This window comes from Rhodococcus sp. EPR-147 (genome assembly GCF_001647185.1).
Taxonomy (GTDB): Bacteria; Actinomycetota; Actinomycetes; order Mycobacteriales; family Mycobacteriaceae; genus Rhodococcoides.
On the sequence record NZ_LVCU01000593.1, the window covers coordinates 1 to 15,131 of the forward strand.

Genomic DNA, 15,131 nt, shown 5'->3' on the forward strand with positions numbered 1-15,131 from the left:
CAGATCGATCGGACGAAGGGGCGACGGTGCTGCGGTCGGCGTATCGATGGTGGCCCGACGCTCACCGGTGAGACGGCTCAGCGAAGCCGTCAGGTCTTGCAGGAAAGTCATGACCGTCTTTACACGTTGCTGGGGTGATCCACGGACAAGGTACCTGTTGTTACTGAGCGTCCGATGAACGGATATGCTGGCTTCGCTTCACTGCCTCCTTAGCTCAGCGGTAGAGCACTCGCCTTGTAAGCGAGCGGTCAACGGTTCAATCCCGTTAGGAGGCTCCACTGCTCCGATCCCGCTGCTGGGGTCGGAGTTTTGAGTCTGTGTGGAGGGTTTGCGAACACATACGCCCCTCGTGGGAATTCACGGCACCTGCAGGCGGTGCGGATTCCGACGAGGTGCGTGGATGGTCGGCTACGCCTGCCGTTACGGTCAGGACATACGCGTGGCTGCCAGTCGCCGCTGAGCGATGACGACCACAGCGACGACCGCGACTCCGACGGCGAACAATCCCAATGCAGCGGGCCATTCGTTGCCGACGGCCAGCAGCTCTCTGTTCTCGCCCTGCCACGGCCACAGTGCACGCAACGACCCCAACAGCAGGCCGGCAGCGGCGACCATCGCCAGATCGTGGTAGTTGGCCAGCAACCACTCGAGCACTCGAACGAAGCTGACCAACCCCACCAGAGCGCCCAGTGCGAAGACGGCCAGATACGTCAGGTTCCGCTCGTCGACGGCCGTGAGCGTCGGCGCATACAGGCCGATGACAAGCAGAAAGAACGACCCCGATACGCCTGGCAGGACGAGCGCACATATTGCGATCGTCGCGGCGAAGAAGACCAGAATCAACGACGGATTCGATGACTCGATCCCGGGTAACGACGTGAGAAGGACGACCCCGACGGCGAGGACGACGAACAGAGCCACGGCAGACAGTCGGGATCGGGTGGTGGGGAAAGCGCCACGACTGACCTCCATGAAGGGGATCGCCACCGACATCGCGATCATGCCCATGAACAGTGCCTTGGAGTAGACGGGCTGATCCGTGACGAAAGCCGCCATGATCCCCGCCACCGAGAACACCATCAACAGCATGCCGACGCCGACCGTGACGAGCAGCCACCAATCGACCTGACGGACCTCGGCGCGCACGTCGGACCGTGTCACCACGGCCTTGGGGATGTCCGTCAGATGCTTCGCCGACGCGATTGCCCTGGTGTAGATGCCGGTGACCAGGGCGACCGTGCCGCCCGAGACCCCGGGAACCGTTTCCGCCAGACCGATCAGACCGCCGCGCACGACGTTGGCCGCCAATTCCGTCGCCGGCGGCCGCCCCCTGACAACTTCATCGAGTCCGGGTCGATCCTGCTCCTTGTCACCATGGCCGGAGGGCGTCTGCCGGTTCGTCGTCATGTCCGAATCGTCCCAAACGCTTCGAAGCCACGCGACACCGGCTCGACAAGCGCGGGTACGACCCACTGCAAGCGAGCGGTCAACGGATCGATCCCGTGAGGAGGCTCCCCTCTCCGATCCTGTTGTTGCGCTCGCGGCACCCTGCAGCAGATCAGCTCCTCGCTTCTGTAAACCCGACGCCGATCGGAGTCGGGTTTCCGAAACGGGGGAGCTGATCCGCCTTCAATGAGCCTCATCTGCGAGCGAGCAACTCCTGTGCAGCCGACACCAGGGAATCGAGCCAGTCGTCGGTTCCGAGCTTCTGGCGCAGTGGCTCGTTGGGTAGCTCGATGCTGACGGGGAGGTCGCCAGGTAGCGTCGCCCAGATTCCATCGAGGTCGATGCCGCCGGTGCCCGGGACGAGTCTCTCCTCGCGGGCGTGGCGAATGAGTTCGGCCGTTTCTGTGGGCGCCGGGACACGTCCATCGCAGAGTTGGGCATAGTGCAGCCAGTCCCGGGGGATCTCGGCCAGATCGGCCAGCGTCGTCGCCGAACGGTCCACGTGAAGGGCGTCGACGAGGATGCTTCGGCCGGGACCGTCTGCCTGCGAGACGACCTCGAGTGCGGCGCGGGCATCGGGTACCGCTGTCCAGGGCATGAATTCGAGGCTGGCCACCATCGAGTAGTCGGCGCACAGCGCCGCGAACTGTGCGTAGGAGTCGGTGAGCCGTGATCGGTCGTGGTCATCACCGCCGACCAACACTGCGTGTGCTCCGAGGCGGGCACCGGCAGCGACGAACTTCTCGTAGTCGGAAACCCGGAAATCCTCTCCAAGCCGGACGATTTCGAGGTCGAAGACCGTGACCGCGGAGTCCGTCAGGCGCCTGACCAGTTCGTCGAGATCCGCTGAGTTCTCGTGCAGCGGGTAGGCCGTGGTTCCAGGGGAGGCAGGTAGCAGTCGGATACCGATGGTGTCGAAGCCGTGCTTTTCGGCCAGCGTCACTTGTTCGAGCGGTGCAGTGTCGAGCACGGTGAGCGCGGCGAGACCCAGAGGTGGCGTCATGACGGTGTTCCTGTCTGTGTGGCGAGGCGGCGGCCGGTGAGGTAGCCGAATGTCATCGCGGGTCCGAGGTTGATTCCTCCGGAGGGGTAGTGCCCGCCCATCACACTGGCTTGATCGACGCCCACTGCCGAGAGGCCGGGAATCGGCTCGTCGCGGGCATCGAGGACCCGTGACAACGCATCGGTGACCAGGCCGGAGAACGTGCCGAAGCTGCCCGGTATGACCTTCACTGCGTAGAACGGTCCCTTCTCGAGAGGGGCCAGCGACGGATTTGGCCATGGATTCGATGCATCTCCGGATGCTCGATTGAATGCAGTTGTTCCCCTTCCGAACTCGGGATCGACGCCGTCGCGAGCACCTTCGTTGAACGCGGCAACGGTCTTGTCGAGACCGTCGGGGTCCACTCCGATCTTCTCGGCGAGCTCTCGCACGGTCTTCCCGCGCTGCAAGTAGCCGGACCGCAGATACGGCCAGGTGGGGATCGGGAAAGGTTTGGCCATTCCGAGGGGTAGGTAGCGAATGTACTGTCGGTCTGCGATCAACCACGAACAGATTTCCTCGCTGTCGGGAACCGTGTCCATCATCGCCAGCGTGTAATCGTGGTAACCCAGCGCCTCGTTGACGAATCGTCGTCCGTCTGCGAGGACGCCGATCACCCCCGGCTTACCGCGGTCGAGGATGTGTGGAAATACGCCTTCTTTTCCGTTGCGGTACTTGATGATCGAAACCGGGCAGTAGGCAACGGGCGAGGCGAGTGACGTATCCAGTCGTCCACCGGCCGATTCGCCGAGCGAGATTCCGTCTCCCGTCGTCGTTCCCGGAGTCAAGGTGCGATGCTCGGTGGCGGACGGGCTGCGCGGGAACAACTCTCGACAACGATCGAGGTCATGAGTGAATCCGCCGGTCGCCAGGACGACACCGCTGCGTGCGTGCACGCTGTATGCACCGTCAGGTCCGGTGAGACGAACACCCACGACGCGTCCGCTCTCGTCGGTGATCAGAGCTGTCGCTGCAGTGCGAACTCTGATATCGACATCGGAGTCGAGCGCGGACCGGAGCAAGCGACCGACCAGTGCAGTTCCGTTGACGAGATGCTGTCCTCGGCGTTTCGTCGCTAGATCGAACATGTGTCGGGTGACGCGTCGGGCGCAATGCGCAAACGCCGACACCGATCTGGTGCCGTGCAGGAATCCCTGTAGATCGGGACCGGCCATGATTCCCATTCCGAGGAAAGAGGTTTCGTAGAGTTGCCTCCGCAGGAGGACCGCGACGTCGAGTCCGAGCGTGCGGAGGTCGACCGGTTTGGGAGCCACGGAACGATTGCCGGTGCCGGCTCCGGGGGTGTCGCCGTGGATGTCGGCGACGTGTGTACCGGGGACGAACTGCAGCGCGGTGTTCTTCTCGAAGAATTCGACCATTTCCGGTGCACCGTCGAGTAGGGCGTCGACTTTGGCGGCGTCGAAGTTCTCGCCGAGCCTGTGTTCGAGGTAGGTGCGGGGGGTTTCGCGGTCTTCATGGAGCCCGGCGGCGTGGGCGAACATGGTGCGCGGTGTCCACATCCATCCGCCGGACCATGCGGTGGCACCTCCGCAGACATCGGCCTTCTCGACGACGAGGACCGAGGCACCACCTCGAGCGGCCGCGATTGCGGTCGACAGTCCACCCGCACCGGACCCGATGACGACGACGTCGTAGATATTGTCGGTGGGTGTCATGTCAAGATCCTTCCGAGACGAGTGTCGTTGTAGGAGTGAGGTCGACGACGCGGCCGGTCCGCGAGGACTCGTAGATTCCGGCCACTATCGCCAGTGAGGCTCGGGCGTCGCGTCCGGTCACTGCTGGGCGACGCCCGGTGAGGATCGCCTCGGCAAAGTCCTGAACCTGAAGAGTGTGAAAGTCGGCGAGTCCAGCGTTGACCTCGTCGACATCGAGGTTTGCCTCGGTATCCGCGGAGAACACGGTGCCGAGCGATACCTCACCGGGAACGGTCCACAGCTCGTTCACGCCTTCGCTGCCCTCCGGAAATTCGAGAACGCTGGCTATGGCGCCGGTACTGCCGACGACGGTCACCCGGTTGCCGAGGTTGAGGTTGGCACCGGTGGTGGCAGTGACAGTCGCCGTCCCGCCGGAAGCGAAGGAGATGACTGCGGAGGCGGAGTCTTCGGTCTCCATACGGTCACCGTGAGTGTGGGTGCGGATGAAACCGGCGACGGAAGCGGCCTCGCCCATGAACCATTGCAGCATGTCGATCTGGTGGATCGCTTGGGTCATGAGTACGCCTCCTCCGTCGGTGTCCCAACGCCCGCGCCATGCGTCCGTCGAGTAGTACGCCGAGGGCCGATGCAGAACGACCGAGGCTTCCCCGAGCATCGGAACTCCGAGTCGTCCGTCGTCGATGGCAGCTCTGATTCGCTGGGAAGCTGGCCAGAATCGTCGCTGGAAAAGTACGCCGAAGGTGACCCCCGCGCGGTCGGTCGCGTCGATCATTCGGTCGGCCGCGGCCAGGTCCACTGCTATCGGCTTCTCGCACAACACATGTAGACCCGCAGCGGCTGCGGTGAGGACGACCTGCTCGTGTACAGGATGCGGGGTGCAGACGGTCACCGCATCGAGCCCGTGTGCGATCAACTCCTCGACACTGCGCACTCCGAAAGCAATGCCGTTGTCGACGGCAAACTTTCGAGCGCGATCGAGATCGGTGTCGCAGCATCCGACCACCTCGACGCTGTCGACCAGCTGCAGGGCTCGGGCGTGATTACGCGCGATCCGTCCGCATCCGACGATGCCGATACGCAGTGCCATCAGTAGTGCTCCTCTTTCTCTGGATTTCGTGCGGCCGATTCGCCCCGGTCCAGATGAGCGAGTGCGGCGATATCGTCGTCGGCGAGCTGTATCCCGCGTGCTGCCAGGTTCTCTGCTTGTCTGGCCGGGTTCGCGGATCTCACGATCGGAACCACCCCGTTGTGCAGGTGCCAGGCCAGCGCGACCTGTGCAGGCGTGCACCCGAGGCGCGTTGCGATGGCGGCAACGACATCGGAGGCGACGACCTCTCCGCGACCCAAGGGGCTCCACGACTGGGTCACGACGCCGAGTTCGTCGTGTACCCGACGGATCGGGCGGCGTGCCAGTGTCGGATCCATCTGAATTTGGTTGACGGCCGGTGCTTCTCCGGTCGCGGCAGTTGTCCGCCGAAGGTGTTGCTCGGTGAAGTTGGATACTCCCACGTATCGCACGAGCCCGGCGTCACGGCAGTCGAGCAGTGCTTCGAAGGCCGCTACGTACTTGTCGTGCTCGGGAAGTGGCCAATGAATCAGGAACAGATCCAGGTAGTCCAGGCCGAGTCGGTCGATACTGCGTTCGATCGCATCGCGGACATCACCGGAGACGTGGTCGGTACCGCGGAGTTTGGTGCAGACGAACAGCTCGGCTCGGTGAACCATGGACTCGGACAATGCTTTTCCCACTGCCTCCTCGTTCTCGTACACCGCTGCGGTGTCGATGGACCGGTATCCGGATTCGATCGCGGTCAGGACGGCATCGGTGGCGGGTCCACCGGTCAGTGGCCACGTGCCAAGCCCGATGGCGGGGATGGCCTCGCGGATATCGGTGGTGGGCCGGGAGCGGGGCAGCGTCATGCGCCGACCTGTTCCTTCGAGACTGCAGCCGCGTCGACGGTGATGCGGGCAGCCACGTCGGCGGCAGTGACGAGTGCAGCGTGGATAGAACCACCGTCGCCGCTTGCATCACCGACTGTGTGAACTCCGAAACGCGGCTCGAGAGATCTCGCGATGTCCAGCAGATCCGCACGGGGCTCGATGCCGTGGGAGATGAGCAACTCGCCGGGTGCGTCGACCCAGCGGGCGTGTCCGTCGGTGCGGATCTCGACTCGGTCATGGTCGACGGCGGTGATGATCGACGACAGGTACGTGGTCAGACCGGCAGCCGATGCGAGGCGCGGAAGGAGCACGATCTTGCCGCGCCGCCCGACGTCATGGGCGATCTGCTGCTGTGGTCCCACCATGACGACACGCGTTCCGTGTTGCAACAGCTCATCGGCGACGGCTGCAGCTTCGCGGTCGGCACCGAAGATCGTGATCGAGGGCGGCGGTGGTTCCGCTGCGAGTAGGAACTCACGGACGTCGCGCACTCGGCGGGTGTGTGAACCCGGAAGGTCTATCGTGGGTCCGCGCCCTCCGGTGGCGAGGACGATCGTATCGAAGTTTCCCTCCGCCAGCATCAGCCCCTCGACGGTCTCGCCGAGGTGGGTGGTGACGTCCAGATCGGCCAGTTCGTCGAAATACCACTGGACGATCTGCCGGTACTCCGGGTACTCGTGCAGGCCCGATGCGAGTGCGAAGTCGCCTCCGAGCGTCGTCCTTTCGTCGTACAGATCGACGTGATGGCCGGCGAGAGCGAGTTCACGCGCCACCGCCATGCCTGCGGGGCCACCGCCGACGACCGCCGCAGTGAACGCGTCGGATACACGCAGGCTCGGTTGTTCCATTTCCCGGCCGACCCATGGGTTGACCGAACATGGGATCGGTCCCGCAGCAAGGGAATCGATGCAGTAATTGCACGCTATGCACGGGCGATACCGCTCGCCGGCAAGGACGCGGTTCGGGAAATCGGGATCGGCGTGCAGGGTGCGTGCCATACTCACGAAATCCGCTTGGCCAGAGGAGATCACCGCATCGGCGGCCTCGGGACTACTGATTCGTCCTGCAACACCGACGGGGATCTCGAAGTCACGGGTGTACTGCTCCGCGTACGGAGCGAGAAGTCCACGCTTCCATTCGCCGGGCTGGATGATCCATTGGCCGGCCTCGTAGTTTCCTGCCGAGACGTCGAGGAAGTCCAGGCGGTCGGTGTCGATGGCGTCGATTCTGGCGCGCGTGGTCTCTGCGTCGAGGCCGTTGTCGATTCCCTCGAAGGCAGAGAACCGAATTCCGAGAGCCACGTCCGGAGCTGCTGCGCGAACGGCGTCGATGACGCGGTTGACGAACAATGTGGGCTCGGCCCATTTGTCGTCGCGGAGATTGTAAGCAGGGGAGAGGAATTGGTGAATCAAGTAGCCGTGTCCGCCGTGCAGGGAGATGACGTCGACCCCTGCTTGCCGGCATCGACGGGCAGCGTCACCGAAGCATTCGATGATGTGCTCGATATCGTCCTCGTCGAGCTGTTCGGGCATCTCGCCGCCGACGACCGCGCAGGGAACGGGTGACGGGGCGACGGGGGTGAATCCGCTGACACTTCCTTGGGCAGTGCGGCCGCCGTGGTTGAGTTCGACGCCGACCAGTGCTCCATGGGCATGGAGCGCATCGGTCATCTTTCTGATCCCGGGGATCCGGTCGTCGACGTCGACGCCCATCTGTCGGATGCGTCCTTTACCGTCGGCGCGGACGTAGCTGGCTTCGGTGAAGATCAGGGCCGCTCCGCCTGCGGCTCGGCGTTCGAGGTAGGCGATGTATCGATCGGTCATGGTGCCGTCGATCTCGCAATAATTGCGCTCCATCGGCGCGGAGACGAATCTGTTTCGGAGGGTGAGTGTGCCGATTCGAAGCGGCTGGGCGAACGAGGGGAGTGTACCCACGGTTGTTCCTCTCATGCTGCGATCGATTGCGCAACAACGAGTTCGGTGAGATGTCGACGCATTCTGTCTCGATCGGGGATCGCCCCGGTCAGGAGGGTGAACGTGTCTGCGGCCTGGGCGACGAGCATCCGTCCGCCGTCGAGGACCGGGGATCGAGCAGCGCGTGCTGCGGAGATGAGCTCGGTCTGCATCGGTCGGTAGACGATGTCCGCCACCCAGATGGACGCGCGCAAAGCCGCCGTCGTGAACGGGGTGCCTGGATGGCCGGTCATGCCGATCGGAGAGGCGTTGACAACGCCGTGCGATGTGGCGAGAACCGATTCGATCGCGTCGGGTGTGAACGGCGTTGCCGTCGCCGTCGTTACGGACTGCGAGAGACGGTCGCACAGCTCCTGCGAACGGTTGCGGTCGACATCGCAGATACGGAGGTCCGTCACTCCTGCGGCCGCAAGAGCGAATGCGACGGCAGAGCCGGCCCCGCCTGCTCCGATCAGTGCCACGCGGCCCAGCTCGGCTCCCGGGAGTCCGGTACGCAGCGCGGACATGAATCCTGTGTGGTCCGTGTTGAATCCGATGGATCTGCCGTCACGCACGGCGATGGTGTTGACGGCACCGAGCATCCGGGCATCGTCGGACAACTCGTCCAACGAATCGATGATCGTTTGCTTGAACGGGTGGGTGACGTTGAATCCGGTGTAGCCGGCCGAGATCGCCTCGTGCAGAGGGCGGCCCGGATCCGCCTGCATGTCGAGTTCGATCAGTTCGTAGCTGTAGTCATCGAGGCCGAGACGGGAGGCCTCGCGGTTGTGCAGGTCGGGCGAGAGCGATGTCGAAATCGCGCTGCCGATCAGTCCGATGTGATGGTGCGTGTTCGTGGACACGGTGAGCCCTTCGATTGTGTCGAATCCGAAACTGCGCGAGAGGAATTCCGGGTCAGGCGGAGTTGTCCGCGAGCAGCTTGGCAGGCTTTCCTGCCTGCGCCTGCTCAGTGGCTTTCTCGCCGAGCTCCTCGGTGGGAGTGCGGAAGGTTTCGGGTCCGGTCAGAACCGCGACAGCAGCCAGAGCGGCGAAGCCCATGCACATCCAGGCGACCGGTCCCCAGTTGCTGGTGTCGCCGGAGGTGATCGACTGAGCGATGGCGGGGGTGAAGCCGGCGGCGAGAAGGCCGAGCATGAGACTCACCGCCATACCGGTGTAGCGAACCTTGGCGGGAAACTGCTCGGGAAAGTATGCCGGGTAGATGCCGTTGGGCATGGCGTAGAAGACGCCGATCAGAACGATGCCCGCAGCGAAAACCATTGGTACGCTGCCGGTGCCGATGGCATGGAAGAACGCGAACACCATGGCACCTGCGCCGAGGACGCCGACGACGAAGACCGGTTTGCGTCCGATGCGGTCGGCAAGGATGCCGTAGAGCGGCTGGGTGAGGACGGCGACAAAATTTGCGGACGCGATGGCGAGCAGCATCGTGGTGCGCTCGAAACCGACGACGTTCACCGCGTAGGCGAGAGCGAAGACATTGACGATCGTGTTGATCATCGCGAAGCTGGCGCTGAGGCTGATGCGGATGACCGTGCGCCAGTGGGATCGGAACATCTCGACGACGGGGACGCCTGCGGTCTCGTCCTGCTCCTTGAGTTCCTCGAAAACCTCGGGCTCGTCGAGGCTGCGACGCAGCCAGATCGCGACGGCTGTGACGATGATGCTGAGCAGGAACGGTATACGCCATCCCCAGGAGTAGAGGTCTTCGTCGGGTAGCGCTGCGACGGGGATGAACACCAGGCTCGAGATGACGATGCCGAACATGATGCCGCTCATCGTGAACGAGGTGAAGAATGCGCGACGGTGGGATGGTGCGTGTTCGAGCGTCAATGCAGAGGATCCGGGTGACTCGCCGCCGGCGGACAGGCCCTGCAGCAGTCGCAGAATGACGAGGATGATCGGTGCTGCGATTCCGATGGTGTCGTATGTGGGGAGGCAGCCGACGAGGACCGTAGCGATGCCCATCATGAGCAGACAGCCCAGCAACGCGTTCTTTCGGCCGTAGCGATCACCGAGGTGGCCCCACAGAACTGCTCCGAGGGGTCGTGCGATGTAGGCGACGCCGAGGGTGCCGATCGACAGCAGGGTGGCGGTCGGTCCTCCGCCGGTGAAGAAGATGGCGGGGAAGACGAGCGCGGCAGCGGAGCCGTAGATGAAGAAGTCGTAGTACTCGAGGGCGCTTCCGAGAAAACCTGAGGCCGCCGCACGCCGCGCATTCCTGTTCGGATGGGCGGTGGCAGAAGTGGATTTGCTTGCCATGACAGTTCCTTGTCTCTCACGCTGCACGTGGCGGCGACGGTGATGGTCGGGGCTCGCTGGGAAGCCTGTCGATATGACGTGGTTCACAACTCGCTACTGCAAACGAGCGTGTCACGCTCGACTATGCCGCGTCCAACACTAAAAAGATCTGAGATAAAGACTGAATCAGTCTTGAAATGGGGTAGGCAAGATTTCCTCCGCGATACGTAGTGCGACCGCCATGGCGGGGCTCGGTGGCGCGCTGGACCACGCAATTGCGTGTGGCATGTAGACCGGCTCACCGGTGAGCGGGACGAACACGGTGCCCGGTGGAAGAATTTCCGCAATACCGTCCGACATCAGAGCGACGCCTACTCCCGCGGCGACGAGCATCAAGATCATGTACGGGTCGGTGATCTCCTGAACGATCTGTGGCCTGAAGCCGGCGTCCAGGCAGGCACGCATGGCAATTTCCTGCAGTGAAGATCCAGCGGAGATCGGTGTGGTGACGAATCCGTCGTCGGACAGGTCGCGGAGATCGATTTTCGACTCACCGGCCAGCCGGTGATCGGATGGCAGTACCGCGCCGAACGGTTCACGTCGGATGAGTCGAGTGGTGACGGACGGTGACGTCACGGGCAGGCCGACGAAGGCCAGGTCGAGAGCTCCACTTTCGATCTGGTTCACCGCGTCACGGGTCATGATCCGCCCGACGAGCGTCAGTTCGATATCTGGATGGCGCTGGCGAAGCGTTCGGGTGAGCGGCGGCAGTGCGCGATGGTTGAGAACGCCGGTGAACCCGATCCTGATTCTTCCGTACACGCCTCCCTCGGATGCGCGCGTCGCGTGCCGAGCGGTTTCGATACCCTCGAGGACTCGGTGTGCGTGCGGGAGAAACGCGTGTCCAGCAGCAGTCAGCTCCACGCTTCGTGTGCTTCGGTCGAACAGGCTCGTTCCGAGATCCTTTTCGAGTTTGCGGATTGTCTGACTCAATGGAGATTGAGCCATCCGTAGTCGTTGTGCGGCACGGCCGAAGTGAAGTTCTTCGGCAACGGCAACGAATGATTCGAGCCAGCGAATTTCCATGAAACTTCTCCGGTCGTCAGGGCTGAAAGTCGACCACTGTGCTTCAGGTCATATAGTCCGTTGAGAATACAGTGAATCACATTTTATGTGTCGAATTTACATAGAGAATGTGGTGTTGCCACTCGATCGAAGGAGCTCACGCCATGACTACCTACCCTGCCGATGCGACTGCGCTGATCACGGGCGGTGCCAGCGGAATCGGGGCAGCCTGCGCGAAACGATTGACGGACTCGGGGGTTCGGGTGATCACCGCCGATATTCTCGGTGGCGACGAACTGGTCGATGTATCCGACGCATATGCCGTGGACGCGCTACGAAGCAAGGTCGGACGGGTGGACATCCTGATCAACAGCGCCGGTGTGGTCGGGCCGTCGGCTCCTCTCGTCGATGTGGAACTGGATCAGTGGCAACGAACGTTCCGCATCAACGTCGATGGCACCTTCTTGATGTGCAAGGCGTTCGTTCCTGCCATGGTGGACAACGGTTGGGGACGGATCATCAACCTCGCCAGCATCGCAGCCAAAGACGGGAACCCGCTCCAAAGCGCTTACTCCGCGTCGAAGGCTGCTGTGATCGCACTGACGAAATCTTTGGGTAAGGAGATAGCCACCACCGGCGTACTCGCCAACGTGGTTGCGCCTGCCGCGGTATCGAGTCCGATGAACGCGGGTACCGACCCAGCGATTCTCGCGCGATCGCAAAGTCTGACGCCCATGGCTCGAATGGGCCTTCCGACGGAGATAGCCGAACTCGTTGCGTGGTTGGCGTCTAACGAACTCAGCTTCTCCACCGGTGCGGTCTATGACATCAGCGGTGGACGCGCGTCCTACTGAGGTTGTGAGCGGTCAATTGTTCGATCCCGCGAGGAGGCTCTACATAGCTGTCATGTCCATGGCATTCGTGATCGGTTGTCCCAGTAACCTTCCGAGTCTTCCGCAAATTTCAGATCGCTCGCTGTGATCAGTTCGCGGTCGATCAACAGCGCGGCGATGTTCTGCTCGAGTTGAGTCACAGTTGCCGCGCCGGAGAGCACGACATCGGCCCACGGTTGCGCGAGTGCAATCGCCAGTGCGACTGCGTCACGGCCGACCCCGGCGGAATCCGCGACCCTGGCGAGTGGGGAATCTTCGGCCACCAGTCGGCCGTTGGCCATGGCCTCTTTGACGACGACGAACCAGCCGGCTTCGTGTGCGCGTGCCAGGGCCGGGCCGACCGACGGCTCGAGGGGGTTCCACGTCGACTGCACCGAGCTGAACACCTCGATCTCCAGTGCAGCAGCCACCACGTCGGCTTGATGTGGTCCGCTGGTGCTGATGCCGATTCGGGTACCACCCTCGGCTATGGCACGTAGGTCGTCGAGCAGGGCAGTGTCGCTCAGGGCTGGACTGTCCGGGGTGACGCTGTGGATCAGGTAGTGGTCCGGTGCACCGCCGAGGTCGCGCAGAGTCTGCGGCCACTGCTCGGCCAAGCGGGCAACCGAGTGCTCTTTCACTTCGTGCACCTCGGCACCCCGCTGGAAATCGGCGACGTACGCGTATCCCCATTTGGAGCCGATCACCAGCTCGTCTCGCCGAGAAGGGTGTCGCGACAACCAGCTGCCGAGGAAGCGCTCGGCAAAGCCGTAGGAGCGCGCGACGTCGAAGTGTCTGATTCCGCTGTCCCATGCGGCGTCGAGTACTGCGTGGCACAGCTGCTCGAGGGCTGCCGGATCGAATCGCCCGTCGACGGCATCGGAGTGCCCGACCGTCAGGTACTCGGGGCGTCCGAGGGCGGCAAGGCCGAGACCGAGTTGGGTCATGTCGTCAGTACTTTCGTTGTGCCGTGGCGGAAACAACCACCATATCTGCGATCGGACCGTGCTCGCGTGATCGATACCAGATGTTGCGAGGCAGGATCATCGAGCTGAGACTGTGAACTCGGGGCGCACTCGGTGTGCGCCTGCAGTACGGCCACGAAGGAGAGAGCTGTTGACCGATTTTTCAGGTAAGCCATTGATCGGCGAGATTCGGCTTGCACGAGCTCGAGCCGGATTGAGTTGGGCCGCTGTGGCCGAGGCCATCGACATGCCGGTGGCATGGACGGTGTCGGCACTCTACGGACAGCATCCCCTCAGCCTCGCCCAGGCCGACCTCCTTGCCGAAAAACTGGGTATGCCCGACGGTTCGTTGTTCGAGCTGACCCTGGCTCCCTATCGTGGGTCGCTGGACATCTCCTCGGACCCCACGGTCTACCGATTCCACGAGGCGCTGCAGGTGTACGGCCCTGCGCTCAAAGAACTGATCGCCGAGGAATTCGGCGACGGCATCATGAGCGCCATCAACTTCACGATGAACATCGAACGACGACCGCACGATGACGGAGATCGGGTCGTGGTGACGTTCGACGGGAAGTTCCTCGACTATCGATGGACCGAGTAGGCCGAAATCGACAGTCAGGGGGACGATTCGGAAGATGGGCCGACCAGTGCGCGTCGCATCCATTCGTACACTCTCTCGTCGTTGAGGAGGGTGAAGTGGTGTGCGCTGTTGATCGCCAGACCGTCGTCCGGACGAAGTCCTATGTCACGCAGCTTGTTCCGCCCTCCGGCGCTGTCCGTACGGACCAGGCCGTCGCCCACGAAGATTCCGATCGGGTGTCGCGGGTTTCCTGTGATGACGGCGGACGCGTGATGATGCCGCACCCCCTCCGGAACCGAGATGTCCGCGGCCGCTCCGACGTCGAATCCGTCGGCGTAGCTGGCATGTCCCTCGTCCTCGGTGATCGATCCGTGAATCAGGTCGCGGACTCCGGCGCTTCGACGCGCCAACAGGTTCGCGAACGGACGGGTCTCGGGCGCTATTGCCAGCGCTGCCGTGGCGACGTGAACGCCGCGCGCAAGCGGCGCACCCAGATGTGGTGTCCCCAGGGTGAATACGTCCGTCAACAGCTCCACCCATCGGCGGCCGCTCTCCGCAGCGTGGTGTGCGGCGCTGCGCGAGACCAGCCCGCCCATGGAATGACCGACCAGGGTGATGCGGTGAACCCTGACGGGCCAGGCCGGCACGAGCTGTTCCAACAGGTCCGACAGGTCGGCACCGTTGGTGGCAATTCGACGACCGGTGTTGTAGCGCAGAAAGATCGAGGTCGTTCCGGATTCTGAGTCCAGGCGCTCCCCGTACGTGGGTCGCCCACCGAGCCGCCATGCCGATTCGGTCTCCACGAGCCCGTGCAGGAACACCACGAGGTGCGCTCCCGCGTCGGGAAACGCCGTGGCCAGGGCGCGGTACTTGGTAACTACCGGGCGTCCGTCGACACGTATCGACATCGGGTAGGCGAGGACCCGGGAACTGCGCTCCATGTCGTCGCCGATGAGACCGTGCAGGACGGCGATGGTCTGAGCGCCGCGGGTGGTGTGCGACGGTGACGGCCGCGCATCGTCCTCGGTGACCTCGTCGCCGGTCACGTCGGAACTGCCGGTCAGTGCACCGACTGCTGTGGCTGCGCCGGTGCAGGCGGCTGTGATGGTCGCGTAGGTTCCGGCGGCGATCGCGTCGTGCATCAGCTGCGTCGGCACGGCAGCCGGCCCGACGCCGAGTTTCACGGCGGCAAATGTGCGTCGTGCAATTGCCGAGTGAACTGCGCGAACACCACCCGTGGCCGATGCCAGCTCGCGAAGCGCGATTTCTGCGAGTTCACCCAACTCCTGTGTGCGCTGAGTTCTCTTCCCCACTCGATTCAGTGTACGTG

At 63.4% G+C, this 15,131-nt stretch carries 13 protein-coding genes and 1 tRNA gene; 3 read left to right on the forward strand and 11 right to left on the reverse strand.

Going from position 1 to position 15,131, the window contains the following annotated elements:
- Positions 1-203 precede the first annotated feature (203 nt).
- Positions 204-278, forward strand: a tRNA-Thr gene (locus tag A2J02_RS26655).
- Between the two features lie 148 nt (positions 279-426).
- On the opposite strand, the gene A2J02_RS26660 is transcribed toward A2J02_RS26655, so the two are convergent.
- From A2J02_RS26660 to A2J02_RS26700, 9 genes are all read right to left on the reverse strand, one after another.
- Positions 427-1,407: a DUF368 domain-containing protein gene (locus A2J02_RS26660; protein ID WP_082898837.1), complete on the reverse strand. Its 981-nt coding sequence runs from the start codon at positions 1,405-1,407 to the stop codon at positions 427-429.
- Positions 1,408-1,639: 232 nt separating this feature from the next.
- Complete coding sequence (locus A2J02_RS26665) at positions 1,640-2,449, reverse strand: sugar phosphate isomerase/epimerase family protein (RefSeq protein ID WP_068055956.1); 810 nt, start codon at positions 2,447-2,449, stop codon at positions 1,640-1,642.
- Entirely contained in the window at positions 2,446-4,164 is a 1,719-nt protein-coding gene (locus A2J02_RS26670; RefSeq protein ID WP_068055959.1) for an FAD-dependent oxidoreductase, read from the reverse strand. The genes A2J02_RS26665 and A2J02_RS26670 overlap by 4 nt, the downstream gene beginning before the upstream one ends.
- 1 nt (position 4,165) lies before the next feature.
- Positions 4,166-5,251 carry a Gfo/Idh/MocA family protein gene (locus A2J02_RS26675; protein ID WP_068055962.1) on the reverse strand — a complete coding sequence of 362 codons (1,086 nt, stop codon included), beginning with the start codon at positions 5,249-5,251 and terminating at the stop codon, positions 4,166-4,168.
- Positions 5,251-6,084 (reverse strand): aldo/keto reductase, encoded by an 834-nt coding sequence (locus tag A2J02_RS26680; protein ID WP_068055966.1) that lies wholly within the window; start codon positions 6,082-6,084, stop codon positions 5,251-5,253. The genes A2J02_RS26675 and A2J02_RS26680 overlap by 1 nt, the downstream gene beginning before the upstream one ends.
- Positions 6,081-8,054 (reverse strand): oxidoreductase, encoded by a 1,974-nt coding sequence (locus A2J02_RS26685; RefSeq protein WP_068055969.1) that lies wholly within the window; start codon positions 8,052-8,054, stop codon positions 6,081-6,083. Before A2J02_RS26685 ends, A2J02_RS26680 begins: the two co-directional genes overlap by 4 nt.
- Entirely contained in the window at positions 8,051-8,920 is an 870-nt protein-coding gene (locus A2J02_RS26690) for a shikimate dehydrogenase (protein ID WP_082898838.1), read from the reverse strand. Before A2J02_RS26690 ends, A2J02_RS26685 begins: the two co-directional genes overlap by 4 nt.
- 52 nt (positions 8,921-8,972) lie before the next feature.
- Positions 8,973-10,340, reverse strand: a complete 1,368-nt coding sequence (locus A2J02_RS26695) for an MFS transporter (RefSeq protein WP_068055975.1) — start codon at positions 10,338-10,340, stop codon at positions 8,973-8,975.
- Positions 10,341-10,505: 165 nt separating this feature from the next.
- The gene (locus A2J02_RS26700) at positions 10,506-11,405 is read right to left on the reverse strand and encodes a LysR family transcriptional regulator (RefSeq protein WP_068055978.1); all 900 of its coding nucleotides are present in this window, start codon (positions 11,403-11,405) and stop codon (positions 10,506-10,508) included.
- Positions 11,406-11,548: 143 nt separating this feature from the next.
- On the opposite strand from A2J02_RS26700, the gene A2J02_RS26705 reads away from it, so the two are divergent.
- Complete coding sequence (locus A2J02_RS26705) at positions 11,549-12,238, forward strand: SDR family NAD(P)-dependent oxidoreductase (protein ID WP_068055981.1); 690 nt, start codon at positions 11,549-11,551, stop codon at positions 12,236-12,238.
- A 50-nt stretch (positions 12,239-12,288) separates the two neighbouring features.
- On the opposite strand, the gene A2J02_RS26710 is transcribed toward A2J02_RS26705, so the two are convergent.
- Positions 12,289-13,203 carry an aldo/keto reductase gene (locus tag A2J02_RS26710; RefSeq protein WP_068055985.1) on the reverse strand — a complete coding sequence of 305 codons (915 nt, stop codon included), beginning with the start codon at positions 13,201-13,203 and terminating at the stop codon, positions 12,289-12,291.
- Between the two features lie 169 nt (positions 13,204-13,372).
- On the opposite strand from A2J02_RS26710, the gene cynS reads away from it, so the two are divergent.
- Entirely contained in the window at positions 13,373-13,822 is a 450-nt protein-coding gene (gene cynS / locus A2J02_RS26715) for a cyanase (protein ID WP_045196854.1), read from the forward strand.
- Positions 13,823-13,836: 14 nt separating this feature from the next.
- On the opposite strand, the gene A2J02_RS26720 is transcribed toward cynS, so the two are convergent.
- Positions 13,837-15,114 carry an esterase/lipase family protein gene (locus A2J02_RS26720; protein ID WP_082898842.1) on the reverse strand — a complete coding sequence of 426 codons (1,278 nt, stop codon included), beginning with the start codon at positions 15,112-15,114 and terminating at the stop codon, positions 13,837-13,839.
- Positions 15,115-15,131 lie beyond the last annotated feature (17 nt).